The sequence below is a fragment of the Arthrobacter sp. KKT183 genome (assembly GCF_055657625.1).
Map to the genome: position 1 here is coordinate 2,709,493 of NZ_CM145770.1, position 12,685 is coordinate 2,722,177.

Here is a 12,685-nt window from a genome sequence, read left to right on the forward strand (position 1 = left end):
TGTTCCTTTGCTGTGATGTGGTGTTGGGTGGCGTGGGCTAGGCGGGTTGCCAGTGGGGTGAAAGCGCGACGACGTTTCCCACCACAATCACGGCGGGAGACTTCACATCGCGCAGCTCGGCGAGGTCCGCGATGGTTTCAAGAGTGCCGGTGGTCACGCGCTGCGACTCCATCCACCCGTTTTCGATGATGGCGACGGGCGTGGACGCCTTCCGGCCGCCGGTGATGAGTGACGCCGAGGAGGAACGCAGCAGCGACACTCCCATCAGGAGGATCAGTGTGTGGTCGCTGCCCGGCGGGATGAGCCCTGTCTGCTGCCGGATGTCCTCGTGACCGGTGATGACGCTGAAGCCCTTCGCCACTCCCCTGTGCGTCACGGGGATGCCGGCGGCGGCCGGCACGGAGATGGCGGATGTGACGCCGGGAACCACCTCGACGGGCACGCCGTGATCGCGGCAGTAGGCTTCCTCTTCACCGCCGCGGCCCAGGACGTACGGGTCGCCGCCCTTCAGCCGCACAACGCGGTTGCCCAACAGAGCCTGCTCGACGAGGATCCGGTTGATCTCCTCCTGGGGGACCGGATGGTGGCCGGGGAGCTTGCCCACCTCGATCACCTGGACGTCCGCAGAAAGGCCCGTGATCAGGGAACGCGGTCCGAGCCGGTCAGCCACGACGACGTCGGCCATGGCCAGCAGGCGCCTGCCGCGGGTGGTGATGAGGCCGGCATCGGCCGGTCCCCCGCCCACCAGCGCGACTGTTCCCATCCCCTCGGCCGTGCGATGCCGACGCAGCGGCAGCTCACCGGATTCGAGGGCGGCAGCAACGCCGTCGCGCAGGGCCGCCGCCCGTTTGGGGTCGCCGTTGGTGTTGACGGCAACAGTCACGTCATCGATACGGGCGACTGCGGGAACCCACGCTGCGGACGCCGCTGAGTCGCCGCCCTTGACGCACCAGATGCACAGCGCTTCGGCCTCGGCGGCTATCCGGTCCTGCACTTCGGCGGAACCGGAATGGGCGAGGACCAGCCACGCGCCGTCGAGGTCGGCGGTGCGGTACTCGCGCTGCTGCCAGTCCACGCGGCCGGCGGCGGCAGCGTCGGTGATGTCCTCACACGCATAGGGGGCGATAACTGTAACCAGTGCGCCGTCGTCGAGCAGTGCCTGCAGCCGGCGTGCGGCCACCGGGCCGCCGCCCACCACGAGGACCTTGCGACCGCGCAACTGCAGTCCAAGAGGGTAGGTCATTGCGAACCTCCGGTGAGCAGGCCGCGGCGGCGGAGCAGGTGACGTTCGAGCGGCCCGAAAACCAACACTTCAATCACTACTCCCACGACGAGGATGAGCAGGATGGTTGCCATGACACCGCCGACGTCGTCGAGCTCGCGCCCGCGCTGCAGCAACGTGCCAAGGCCGAGGCCCAGTTGCTGGCCGCCGGCAATGATCTCGGCGGCCATCAGCGCTCGCCAGGAGAATGCCCAGCCCTGCCGGAGTCCGGAGATGTAGGCCGGGAGTGCCGCAGGCAGCACGATGTGGAGTGCGGTGTCCCAGGTTCCCGCGCCGAGTACCCTGCCCACCTTGCGGTGCAGTGGCTGGATCTGGTCCACGCCGGCGAGCAGGCCGTTGACGATGGCCGGAACGGCGCCGGTAAGCACCACGAAGTACACCGTGGCGTCGGTGACGCCGAAGAAGAGAATGGCCAGCGGCACCCAGGCCACGGTTGGCAGCGTCAACAGGAACGTCATATAGGGGGCGACGGCGGCGCGGAGCCAGATCGAGGCGGACAAGCCCAGCGCCAGCACAGTGCCCACGAGCACGGACAGGAGGAACCCCGGTACTCCCCGGCTCAGGCTGGTGGCGACACCCTGGACGACCTCTCCGGAGTGCCACAGCCGTCCCAGCGCAGCGAAGAGGTCTGAGGGCCCCGTTCCGCCGTTGATCGACGAGGCAGCGGCCCAGAGACCGAGGACCACGGCGAGGGTGACAACCGGCGCCAGGGTCAGCAGGACTCCCCCGTGCCGGCGTGCCCTGGAAACGGTCGGAACGGACTGCGCGGACCGTCTGGGTTCAGCTAACTGCGGCAAGACCGTGCACCTCCCGGTGGAGGACGGTCCTGATTGTTTCAGCCAGGGCTGCACCGGCGACGGCGTCATGGCGCTGGGTATCCGAGACCTGCCATTCGCCGGCAATGGAACCCTGATCGGAGGCCAGGAGAATAACGCGCTGGCCCAACCGGATTGCTTCGCGAACGTTGTGGGTCACCAGGACGATGGTCCGGCCGGTGGCTCGCCAGATATCCTCCAGCTCGTCGTGCAGGAAATCCCGGGTGATGGAGTCGAGCGCGCTGAACGGCTCGTCCATGAGGAGCAGGCTGCGGTTCTGCGCGAGGGCGCGTGCCAGCGCTACCCGCTGCTGCATCCCGCCGGAGAGCTGGTGGACCAACCGGTAGCCGGCATCGGGAAGCCGCACCAGGTTCAGAAGTTCCTGCGTCCGTTGCTGACGATCCTGCCGCGGCACGCCGGCGAACTTCAGCGCAAGCGAGATGTTACCGGCCGCACTGAGCCACGGCAGCAGCGCCGATTCCTGGAACATGACTGCTGCGGGCGGCGCCAGCACAGTACCGCCGTCGGCATGATCGAGCCCGGCGACGATGTTCAACAGGGTCGACTTGCCCGAGCCCGATCCGCCGACCAGGCAGACGAACTCGCCGCTGGAAATCGACAGGTCGAGCCCCTCGAAGACCGGGATGCTTGCGAAATTCTTGCTCAGGTTAGCAATTTCCACAGTGGGTGCGCCGTTCACGGCGCACCGGGCTTGCTAGCTGTCATAACGCTCGTCCTCGCGGGCAGACAGTTCAAGGTGGTCGGACTCCACCAGGCCTGCGGCCAGGGTGTTGCCGTCGGACGGGTCGATGACCAGGAAGGCTCCAGTACGGCGGAAGTTTCCGTAGTTGTCCACGGGCAGCGCTGACGCGAGCCGGATGTGGGCGGTTCCGATGTCATTGAGCTCAAGGCCCGACGCCGGTTGATCGGCGAACGTGGCGAGGTCCAGCTTGTTGATGACCTGGCGAACCAGCCCCTGGACGGTCTTGCTGCCGTGCTTGATGAGAAGCCTGGAGCCCTCCTTCAGCGGCTTCGGCGACAGCCAGCAGAGGGCTGCGTAGAGGTCCTGGGTGGGTTGCGGGAGGCTGGCGGTTGAACTAACTTCAGCAATCAGGTCTCCGCGGGCAATGTCGATGTCGTCGGCGAGCCGCAGCACCACTGACTGCGGAGCGAAGGCTTCCTCGAGGTCTTGCCCGGCGAAGTCGATGCCGGTGACCGTCGTTTCGCGTCCGGAGGGCTGCACTATGACGGCGTCCCCCACCCGGATGGACCCGGCCGCCACCTGCCCGGCGTAGCCGCGGTAGTCACGGTAAGCGTCGGCGTCGAGCCCGGGAGCCACTGCACCCTGCGGGCGAATGACGGTCTGGACCGGGAAGCGGAAGGCTTCGAGATCGGTTTCGAGCTCGGCGAGCGCCGGCAGCTGCTCGAGGGTCTCCAGCAGCGACGGGCCGCCGTACCACGGGGTCTTCTCCGAGCGGTCCACCACGTTGTCACCCTCAAGGGCGGACACGGGAATGACTGCCGGTTCATCGACCTTCAGTTCGCGGGCGGCCTGCTTGAGCTGGGACTCGACGTCGCGGAACACGGCCTCGCTGTAGTCCACGAGGTCGATCTTGTTCACCGCCACAATGATGTGCGCGACGCGCAGCAGCCGCGCCACCGCGAGGTGACGGCGAGTCTGCTCCAGCACACCCTTGCGAGCGTCAATCAGTACGACGACGGCGTCAGCCGTGGAAGCGCCGGTCACCGTGTTCTTCGTGTACTGAACATGCCCCGGGGTGTCCGCGAGGATGAAGGTGCGGTTGGCCGTGGCGAAGTACCGGTAGGCCACGTCGATCGTGATGCCCTGTTCCCGTTCGGCACGCAGGCCGTCGGTCAGCAGCGCGAGGTCCAGCTTTTGACTGCCGGTGGCCCCTTCCCCGCCGAAGCCTCGCTCGGCGGAGGTGCGCGCAACGGCGTCGAGCTGGTCAGCCAGGACTGACTTGCTGTCATGCAGGAGGCGGCCCACGAGGGTGGACTTGCCGTCGTCGACGGAGCCTGCGGTTGCAAATCTGAAAAGGGTTGAGTGCTCAAGTGCTGTTTCGACTGCTGTGCTCATTAGAAGTACCCATCTTTCTTGCGGTCTTCCATGGCGGCTTCCGAGATCCGGTCGTCCGCGCGGGTGGCGCCGCGTTCAGTGAGAGTGCTGAGGGCGACTTCCCTCACGACTGCCGACACGTCTGCCGCAGCCGATTCGACTGCACCGGTGCAGGACATGTCACCGACCGTGCGGTAGCGGACCATCCGTGTCTCAACGGTCTCCTTTTCGGTTGGCTGGGACACGTCACCGACGGCACGCCACATGCCGTCACGGCGGAAGACCTCGCGCTCGTGTGCGTAGTACAGTCCGGGCAGGTCGATGTTCTCGCGTTCGATGTAGCGCCAGACATCCAGTTCAGTCCAGTTGCTGATCGGGAAGGCCCGCACGTGCTGCCCGATGGTGTGGCGGCCGTTGTACAGGTTCCACAGCTCGGGCCGCTGGTTGCGCGGATCCCACTGACCGAACTCGTCGCGCAGGCTGAGGATGCGTTCTTTGGCGCGGGCTTTGTCCTCATCCCGGCGGCCGCCGCCGAAGACTGCGTCAAACTTGTTCGCGTTGATGGTGTCAAGCAGCGGGACGGTCTGCAGCGGGTTCCGTGTCCCGTCAGCTCGTTCGCTCAGCTCGCCGCGGTCGATGTACTCCTGGACGGACCCAACCACGAGGCGGATCCCGAGCCGCTCAACCGTGCGGTCCCGGAACTCGAGAACCTCGGGAAAGTTGTGCCCGGTATCCACGTGCAGCACCGGAAACGAAACCTTGCCGGGCCAGAACGCCTTGGTGGCAAGGTGCAGCATGACCACGGAGTCCTTGCCGCCGGAGAACAACAAAGCGGGCCGCTCAAACTCGGCAACGACTTCCCGAATAATGTGAATGGCTTCGGATTCCAACGTATCCAATGAGCTCAAGCGGTGCGTGGCTCCCCCGATGCGGTCTGTCTGCAAAGCCGTTTCCGCGCTGAGGTGACGTGCCCGCTGAGCCGGAGCCGCTGATGCCGCCCAGGGAGTGGCATCTAAGGTGTCAGCCGAGGGCCCCGACGCGAGCTTGCGAGCGTTGGGTAGGCTGCCACCGCTGTCGGAGCCGCGCGCCTGGTCGGTCGTAGATCGGCCGTGCGGCGAAGGGGCGGGGGCGGCATCAGCGGTGGAGGCGGAGCCTGCACCGCTGGGAAGGAAGGTGTTGGTTGATGAGCTCATTGGTGGATTCCGCACTCTGTCTTCGCTAGGCCGGCCCAACGGCCGGCTCTCGGGTCTTCTCCTGGGGCTACCGGCCGCGTACACGGCTTGCAGCCGATCGAGGGGTAGCCATTGGATAGGAGCATGTTCACGGGGACCTGGTGTTCGCCCGCGTAGTCGAGGAGCTCGTCGAACGTCCAGGCGGCGAGCGGGTTGATCTTGACCAGGTTGTGCACGTGGTCCCAGGTGACCAGCGGCGTGTTGGTCCGGGTGGGTGCCTCGTCACGGCGGACCCCGGTGAACCAGACCTCATAGCCGGCCAGGGCGTTCTTGAGGGGATTCATCTTGCGGAGCGCGCAGCACTGGGCGGGATCCCGGCCGAACAGGTCCTTGCCATAGGTAGCGTCCTGTTCGGCGACAGTCTGCCCGGGCATTACGTCGACGATTGTGACGTCGAGCTGGCCGGCAACCTCGTCCCGGGTAATCCGGGTTTCAGTGAAGTGATAGCCGGTGTCAAGGAAGAGGACATCAATGCCGGGGAATTGCTGCGACACCAGGTGCGGCAGGACGGCGTCGGCCATGGAGCAGGCAACGGCGGCCTGGGACAGGTTGAAGTTTCGGGCTACCCAGGCGATCACCTGCTCGGCGGAGGAGTTCCAGCCGAGCTCTTCGGCACCCGCGGCGGCGAGTGCCTTCAACTCGGCTTCAGGGCGGCGGGACCGGCCTGCGGCTTCCAGGGAAACGTTCTCGGGTGACAGCGTCACTGCAGGTCTCCTTCCTCGACTCGGTGCGCCCACTGGGCGAAGGTCTCGTTATCCTGGCGACCGCCGACATAGCGGCGGACAACGCGTTCGACGTAGTCGGGCAGGTTCTCGACGGTGACTTTCAGGCCGCGGATAGTGCGTCCGAGGCCTGCCTCACCGCGGTTGGAATCCGCTAGCCCGCCGCCGAGGTGAACCTGGAATCCGGGAGTGGGGTCGCCGTCGGGCGTTGGAAGCATCATGCCCTTGAGGCCGATGTCCGCAGTCTGGATGCGGGCGCACGAGTTGGGGCAGCCGTTGATGTTCAGCGCGATCGGTTGGGTGAGCGTGCCGCTGTCAACGAGGTCTTTCAGGCGGCGCTCAAGCTCGGCGATGGCCGTGGCTGCGGTGACCTTGGTTTCCACGATGGCGAGCTTGCAGAACTCGATGCCCGTGCACGCGATGGTGGAGCGGCGGAACAGCGATGGCCGGGCGGACAGCCCCAGCTCATCCAGTTTTGAGATGAGCGGCTCCACCTGCTCCTTCTCGATGTCGAGGATTACGAGCTTCTGGTGCGGGGTGGTGCGCAGCCGGGTGGAGCCGTGAGCTTCGAGGGTGTCGGCGAGTGAGGTGAGGATTGTTCCGGAGACCCTGCCAACCGTGGGCGAGACGCCGATGAAGAATTTCCCGTCCTTCTGCTCGTGGACGCCGATGTGGTCCCCCGGAGTATCGGGCTTGGGCGCAGCGGGACCGTCAGGGAGCTCGAAACCGAGGTACTCGTCCTGCAGGACCTGCCGGAATTTCTCGGCACCCCAGTCGTTGAGGAGGAACTTCAGGCGGGCCTTGGTGCGCATGCGGCGGTAGCCGTAGTCCCGGAAAATGCTGGTCACGCCAAGCCATACCTCGGCGGCGACCTCCGGAGTGACGAACGCGCCCAGGCGTTCCGCCAGGCGGGCGTTGGTGGAGAGGCCGCCGCCTACCCAGAGGTCGTAGCCTGCGCCGAGCTCGGGATGGACCACACCGACCAGGGCGAAGTCGTTGATCTCATGCACCACGTCCTGGCTCGGGTGGCCGGTGATCGCGGTCTTGTATTTGCGCGGAAGGTTCGCCAGCTCGGGATCGCCGATGAACCGGTCGCTCAGTTCGCGGATGAGCGGGGTGGGATCGAGGATTTCATCCTTTGCGATCCCCGCCACGGGTGAACCGAGGATCACGCGGGGAACGTCGCCGCAGGCCTCGGTGGTGGAGAGGCCGACGGACTCAAGGCGGTTCCAGATCTCGGGGACGTCCTCAACGCGGACCCAGTGAAGCTGGATATTCTGGCGGTCCGTGATGTCCGCGGAGTCGCGGGCGAACTCGGTGGAGATACCGCCGATGACCCGCAGCTGGTCAGTACTGAGCGCACCACCGTCAATGCGCACGCGCAGCATGAAGTATTTGTCTTCGAGTTCGTGCGGTTCGAGCGTGGCGGTCTTGCCGCCGTCGATACCCTGCCGGCGCTGCGTGTAGAGGCCCCACCAGCGGAAGCGCCCGTGAAGGTCCGTGCCATCGATTGAATCGAAGCCGTTTTTCGCGTAAATCTGCTCGATCCGCTCACGGACGTTGAGCCCGTTGTCCTCCTGCTTCCAGGTTTCATTGGGGTTCAGAGGCGTGGTGCCGTCAACCTTCCACTGGCCGTGAGGCTTGGCAGCGGGCCTGGCCGCGCGCGGCTTTCGCCCGGCTTCAGGGGCTGCTTCGGTCGCGAGTGAACTCGTCATGTAAAGACAGTAGGACCGGCCTCGGAAGCCCTTCAAAGGTCCGGAAACACCCGTTCACGTGGGGACACAGCACGTCACAATGCCAGCAGGGTCTTGACAGGACTGGCGCGCTCGCGGAACCAACGTTGGTCAGGGCCTGGCGCATGCCTTGACGAGGGGCCGGCAGGCCCTGCCGCAGTCCCTGGTGGGGTCAGGCACCTGAAGGCGGCTGGCGGCGTCGTCGTACCGGGCAAGCGCAATCTCCGCGAGCGCCGTCGACGGTAGCAGCGGCGCACTCACCACGGCGCCGCCGGCTTTGGCGAGCTGGTCATGAAAGTAGCCGGGAGCCAGCAGATAGGAGGCGATCGCGGGAGCGGTGCCGTCCTGATGAGCCCCTGCCACTGCTTCCGGAACGGAGGGGCTCGCGCTGGCCCCATACCCGACGACCATCCGCCCGGTCCGCAGTCCGTTAAGCTGCCCTGCCAGCTCCTCGACGTCCACAGCCGCGCAGGCGTCCGAGGAACCCGCTGCAGCAAGTACGACGGCGTCACTCACCTGCACGCCCGCTTCCTCCAGCCGCTGCTGCAGCAGCTCCGCCAGCCTCGGGTCGGGGCCTAGCGGAGCTGCGGCGAAGGTGTTCGGGCGGCTCTGCACCGCTTCGGCGATGTCCACTTTAACGTGATACCCCACGGACAACAGCAGCGGCACGATGACGGCCGGGCCGTCCGGAAGCGAGGCCACTACCCCGGGAAGATCGGGCTCCTGGACGTCGACGTAGGCTTCCCGGATGTCCAGCTCGGGGCGCAGGGCACGCATCTCATCCCGCAGCTGATTGACGGCCGCCTGCCCCTCAGCGCTGCTGGTTCCGTGCGAACAGGCGATCAGGACGGGGTGTTTGGGCGTCTGCATGTTGGCCATTGAAGCACCCGCCTGCGACTATTGACAGTTGTGTCCCGTAACGCAGAGACCTCATGAACGCGCCGCTGGTCCTGGACCTGTTCGGCGTCTTCTTCTTTGCCATGTCCGGAGCGCTGCTGGCGGCGCGCAAGGGGTTCGATCTGATCGGCTCGCTGCTGCTGGCTTCCCTCGCCTCGCTGGGAGGAGGAGTGGCACGGGACCTGATCATCGACGTCGAGCCCGTAGCGTTCTACAACCCTCTCTATCTGGTGCCGCCGCTGCTTGCCACTGGCCTGGTCTACTTCCTGTATTCCGGGATCGAGAAAGCAAGCCGGCCGCTGGTGCTCTTCGATGCAGGAGGCCTTGCCCTGTTCTGCATCGTCGGTGCGCTCAAGGCCATCAACGAGGGCCTCAACCCCGTAGCGGCAGTGCTGCTGGGAGTGACAACCGCAGTCGGCGGAGGTCTGCTGCGCGACGTCGTTGCAAATGAGGTGCCGCAGCTCTTCACCGGTGACCTGTATGCCCTACCCGCCTTCCTCGGTGCAACGCTCACTGTTGCGCTGGCAGAGCTGGGCCTGTTCAACGTGGTGACGGGGATCGTCGTCGCTGTGTTGGTATTCACGCTGCGGGTGATGGCGTGGCGGTCGGGCTGGCATGCACCCCTCGCAGCTCAGGACGCGCGTCGCGCCGACCCCCCGTCCACGGGATAGGATGAGGGCATCCCCCTGACACCACCTGGAGCCACTGTGACCGAGCTGTTCCTGGATAAATTCCGTGCCCTCGTACCTGCCTATTTCGAGGAACCCTGGGTGCCGGAAGACGGCCTTTCGGAAGACGAGCTGGCGGAGCTGCGCGAAGGCCAGGATTTCCCGCTTCCGATGGCCGTGCACGAGTTCTACCTCGCGGTCGGTGCTTCCGAAGATCTCATGGAGGCGTTCCACTATGTGTGGGATCCGGACGAGCTGGAGATCGAAGACGGATTCCTGCTCTTCATGGAAGACGTGGATGAGAAGTTTGTCTGGGGCATCAAGGCAGATCAGCTGAATGTCCCGGATCCCATAGTGTGGCGGCGCAACAATGCGCGGGCCTCCTGGAAGAACGAGGAAGGAACGTTCAGTGAGTTCATGCTTGACATGTTCGACTGGGTGTTCGACGACGAGGCAGAATGACCTGGACAACGCACGCTCCTGCGGGGTATGAGTGCCCCTTCTGCGATCTGGCGTCCGGCGAGTTTCGGTTCCCGACCAATCTCTGCAGGCCCGGCGACCTGATCTACTCGGATGACCTGGTGCTGGCGTTCATCGCCTCCCACGGCTTCGAGCCGAACCCCGGGCACGTCCTGGTGACTCCGCGCGCCCACTATGAGCTGCTGTATGAACTGCCCGACGACGTCGCGGGCCGCATCATGACCGTCACCCGGGACATGGCCATTGCCATCAAGCGCGCGTGGAACCCTGACGGCGTTTCAACCCGCCAGCACAACGAGCCGGCCGGAAGCCAGCACGTGTGGCACTACCACCAGCATGTCCTCCCCCGCTGGCACGACGACGGCTTCTACTTCACGCCGAAGCGCCCCATCGTGGACCCCGCCATCCGGGCCCGCAAGGCTGGCGAGCTCCGCGCTGCGCTTTAGCTGCTAGCTGCTTACGCCCGAGCACAATCCTGCACTTTCAGGCTCGATCGGTGGGATGCCACGCCGTTGTGCCCTGAGAACATGCGGATCTGGACTCGTCCAGGTGAGAGAAACTGCAGGATTGTGCTCGGTCAGCATTCCTCCACAAATTCCTCCGGCGGCTGAGTTAGTCCACATTGGGACGCTCCAGTCCGAACCCTGGTCCGGTTGGCTTGACACTGGCCGAATGGATCCTGCTGCACAATTGCGCCATGTCGGTGGCGTCGCGCCAGTCCGCACGCTTCGCCAACGCGGCGTCAGCCGGCGTGCCATGGATCATGCCATCAGCACCGGGCAAGTCCTGAAAGTACGACGAGGAATACTCGCCATACCCGGGGCGCCTTCGGATTTCGTGTCGGCAGTGAGTCACAACGGCCGGCTCAGTTGTGTATCAGCAGCCAGCCACTTCGGTCTGTGGTGCTTGGATTCACCCGAAATGCTCCACCTGAGCTGCCCGGACGGCGGAAGCGGGACCCATGTGAATCACCGGTCCCTCAGCGTGCCGCCTCATCCATACCTACCATTGGTCGGGTTGGGCGATGCACTCCTTCACGTGCTGCGTTGTCGTCCCCTGCATGAAGCGGTGGTGATGGTCGAGAGTGCCGTCCGGCGTGGTGACATGGCTTTGTCTTTTCTGTTCGACCGGTTGGACGGAGACCGAAATGGGAAGGCCAGGGAAGCCCTGCGCCGCGTGACCGGATGCGCTGAATCACCCATTGAAGTGGTCGCCAGACTGTTATTCGTAGCGGCTGGGTTCCACGTGGAGACTCAGGTAAGCATCGAAGGAGTAGGACGAGTGGACTTTCTACTCGACGGCTTCCTTGTGGTGGAGATCGACGGCGCTGCCTTTCACTCCGATCGAAAGGCGCTTCGACGAGACCACCGCCGCAATAATGCGACACTCCTCAACGGTTACCTCATTCTCCGGTACGGCTACGAGGACGTCATGTTCGAGCAGGAAGCGATGTTGGATCAGATTCGCTTGGCGTTACGCCGAGGACGGCCTCACGGGCGCTGAACCGTGCACAATCCTGCAGGTTCTTGGGGGCTCCTTCCTCATTCCGCAAGCAACGACGCGGAATGCCCTGGCCGGCGTCCCCCGAAACGCCCGGAAGTTGCAGGATTGTGCACGCGGGAGGTGAACTGACCGGGAATCAGCCGTCTCGGCTGACGACCGCCTGCGCAAAACTCGCCAGGGCCGTCTTGACCATGCTGTCAGGCAGCGGGTCGAGCGCCGTCACCGCGTCTTCCGCCCACTGCTGCGCAACAGCCCACGCCTGCCGGGTGGCGGAATGCCCGCGAAGAGCGGACACGGCTTCAGCCAGGGCTTCATCGGACGTCAGATCGCCGTCGACCAGCGCGAGCACCCGCTGCGCGGAGTCATCACCGGACGCCGCCGCCTGCCGCAGCAACAGCACGGGCAGCGTGGGCACGCCCTCGCGCAGATCGGTACCCGGGGATTTACCCGATTTGTCCTTCAGCCCGGTGACATCGATGACGTCGTCAGCAAGCTGGAACGCCACTCCGACCTTCTCGCCGTAGGACACCATGACGTCCACAGCCGACGCCGGTGCATCCGCAAAAATTGCACCCAACTGGCCGGACGCCGCAACCAGCGAACCGGTTTTATCCGTAATGACCGACAGGTAGTGCTCCACCGGATCCTCGCCGTCCCGGGGGCCGACGGTCTCATGCAACTGGCCCAGGCACAGCCGCTCAAAGGTGCGCGCCTGGATGCCCAGCGCACGCGATCCCAATTCCGAGACAAGGATCGACGCACGGGCGAAAATGAGGTCCCCGGTCAGGATGGCCACGGAATTGCCCCACACTTCGTGGGCCGTGGGCGCACCGCGGCGGTAGGGGGCGGAGTCCATGACGTCGTCGTGATAGAGCGTTGCGAGGTGAGTCAGTTCGACGACGACGGCGGCAACCACCACCTCCGCCTTGCTTGCATCCCCGAGGTGGGAGGCAAGGATGGTCAACAGTGGACGGATCCGCTTGCCGCCGGCTTCCACCAGGTGGCGGGAGGTGGCATCGGCCAGGGGGTCGGAACTGGAGATCGCCTCCCGCAGCTGCTTCTCAACCTTCGCCAGGCACGTCGACACCGCCGGACCAAGCTCCGGGTCCTCAGCGATCAGGGCGAAACCCGCCGGCAGGCGCATCCCGGTAGCAATCACACCGGTGCTCGGGTCCAGCTCGTCGATGAGCGGCCGAGGATGGCCAGCGCGGGTCCAGCTGGTGTGGGGGGAATCCGTCATGGGTCTAAGCCTATCGGGCGAGGGACCCGATGCGAG

Annotated in this window: 13 protein-coding genes; 4 read left to right on the forward strand and 9 right to left on the reverse strand. The window is 65.4% G+C overall.

The window, feature by feature from the left end; translation table 11 throughout:
• Window positions 1-37: 37 nt before the first annotated feature.
• The 8 genes from cobA to ACZ2GY_RS12905 all read right to left on the reverse strand — a co-directional run bounded on the left by cobA (window position 38) and on the right by ACZ2GY_RS12905 (window position 8,740).
• Complete coding sequence (gene cobA, locus ACZ2GY_RS12870; protein WP_346027252.1) at window positions 38-1,243, reverse strand: uroporphyrinogen-III C-methyltransferase; 1,206 nt, start codon at window positions 1,241-1,243, stop codon at window positions 38-40.
• Window positions 1,240-2,079, reverse strand: a complete 840-nt coding sequence (locus ACZ2GY_RS12875; RefSeq protein ID WP_277359352.1) for an ABC transporter permease — start codon at window positions 2,077-2,079, stop codon at window positions 1,240-1,242. The genes cobA and ACZ2GY_RS12875 overlap by 4 nt, the downstream gene beginning before the upstream one ends.
• Complete coding sequence (locus ACZ2GY_RS12880; RefSeq protein WP_471672054.1) at window positions 2,063-2,797, reverse strand: ABC transporter ATP-binding protein; 735 nt, start codon at window positions 2,795-2,797, stop codon at window positions 2,063-2,065. Before ACZ2GY_RS12880 ends, ACZ2GY_RS12875 begins: the two co-directional genes overlap by 17 nt.
• A 15-nt stretch (window positions 2,798-2,812) precedes the next feature.
• Complete coding sequence (locus ACZ2GY_RS12885) at window positions 2,813-4,195, reverse strand: sulfate adenylyltransferase subunit 1 (RefSeq protein ID WP_346027253.1); 1,383 nt, start codon at window positions 4,193-4,195, stop codon at window positions 2,813-2,815.
• Window positions 4,195-5,118 carry a sulfate adenylyltransferase subunit CysD gene (gene cysD / locus ACZ2GY_RS12890; RefSeq protein ID WP_471673593.1) on the reverse strand — a complete coding sequence of 308 codons (924 nt, stop codon included), beginning with the start codon at window positions 5,116-5,118 and terminating at the stop codon, window positions 4,195-4,197. Before cysD ends, ACZ2GY_RS12885 begins: the two co-directional genes overlap by 1 nt.
• Before the next feature lie 245 nt (window positions 5,119-5,363).
• Window positions 5,364-6,104, reverse strand: coding sequence for a phosphoadenylyl-sulfate reductase (locus ACZ2GY_RS12895; RefSeq protein WP_277359354.1), 741 nt, complete (start codon window positions 6,102-6,104; stop codon window positions 5,364-5,366).
• A 2-nt stretch (window positions 6,105-6,106) separates the two neighbouring features.
• Window positions 6,107-7,843, reverse strand: a complete 1,737-nt coding sequence (locus ACZ2GY_RS12900; RefSeq protein ID WP_277359349.1) for a nitrite/sulfite reductase — start codon at window positions 7,841-7,843, stop codon at window positions 6,107-6,109.
• A gap of 129 nt (window positions 7,844-7,972) precedes the next feature.
• Window positions 7,973-8,740: a sirohydrochlorin chelatase gene (locus ACZ2GY_RS12905; protein WP_404800750.1), complete on the reverse strand. Its 768-nt coding sequence runs from the start codon at window positions 8,738-8,740 to the stop codon at window positions 7,973-7,975.
• 53 nt (window positions 8,741-8,793) lie between these two features.
• On the opposite strand from ACZ2GY_RS12905, the gene ACZ2GY_RS12910 reads away from it, so the two are divergent.
• The 4 genes from ACZ2GY_RS12910 (at window position 8,794) to ACZ2GY_RS12925 (ending at window position 11,409) form a co-directional block, all read left to right on the forward strand.
• A complete protein-coding gene (locus ACZ2GY_RS12910) occupies window positions 8,794-9,429 on the forward strand; it encodes a trimeric intracellular cation channel family protein (protein WP_277359348.1) in 636 nt (211 codons plus the stop codon).
• 36 nt (window positions 9,430-9,465) lie between these two features.
• Window positions 9,466-9,888, forward strand: coding sequence for a hypothetical protein (locus tag ACZ2GY_RS12915; protein WP_056543734.1), 423 nt, complete (start codon window positions 9,466-9,468; stop codon window positions 9,886-9,888).
• The gene (locus ACZ2GY_RS12920) at window positions 9,885-10,352 is read left to right on the forward strand and encodes an HIT family protein (protein WP_277359347.1); all 468 of its coding nucleotides are present in this window, start codon (window positions 9,885-9,887) and stop codon (window positions 10,350-10,352) included. Before ACZ2GY_RS12915 ends, ACZ2GY_RS12920 begins: the two co-directional genes overlap by 4 nt.
• Window positions 10,353-10,827: 475 nt before the next feature.
• Window positions 10,828-11,409 (forward strand): endonuclease domain-containing protein, encoded by a 582-nt coding sequence (locus tag ACZ2GY_RS12925; protein ID WP_471672055.1) that lies wholly within the window; start codon window positions 10,828-10,830, stop codon window positions 11,407-11,409.
• Window positions 11,410-11,545: 136 nt separating this feature from the next.
• Here ACZ2GY_RS12925 and ACZ2GY_RS12930 read toward each other — a convergent pair whose 3' ends face one another.
• Complete coding sequence (locus tag ACZ2GY_RS12930; RefSeq protein ID WP_471672056.1) at window positions 11,546-12,649, reverse strand: polyprenyl synthetase family protein; 1,104 nt, start codon at window positions 12,647-12,649, stop codon at window positions 11,546-11,548.
• Window positions 12,650-12,685: the final 36 nt, after the last annotated feature.

Coding starts and splice junctions, on each gene's coding strand:
- cobA (WP_346027252.1), bottom strand. CDS start 1,243: ATGACCTACCCTCTTGGACTGCAGTTGCGCGGTCGCAAGGTCCTCGTG.
- ACZ2GY_RS12885 (WP_346027253.1), bottom strand. CDS start 4,195: ATGAGCACAGCAGTCGAAACAGCACTTGAGCACTCAACCCTTTTCAGA.
- ACZ2GY_RS12900 (WP_277359349.1), bottom strand. CDS start 7,843: ATGACGAGTTCACTCGCGACCGAAGCAGCCCCTGAAGCCGGGCGAAAG.
- ACZ2GY_RS12905 (WP_404800750.1), bottom strand. CDS start 8,740: ATGGCCAACATGCAGACGCCCAAACACCCCGTCCTGATCGCCTGTTCG.
- ACZ2GY_RS12910 (WP_277359348.1), top strand. CDS start 8,794: ATGAACGCGCCGCTGGTCCTGGACCTGTTCGGCGTCTTCTTCTTTGCC.
- ACZ2GY_RS12920 (WP_277359347.1), top strand. CDS start 9,885: ATGACCTGGACAACGCACGCTCCTGCGGGGTATGAGTGCCCCTTCTGC.
- ACZ2GY_RS12925 (WP_471672055.1), top strand. CDS start 10,828: ATGCTCCACCTGAGCTGCCCGGACGGCGGAAGCGGGACCCATGTGAAT.
- ACZ2GY_RS12930 (WP_471672056.1), bottom strand. CDS start 12,649: ATGACGGATTCCCCCCACACCAGCTGGACCCGCGCTGGCCATCCTCGG.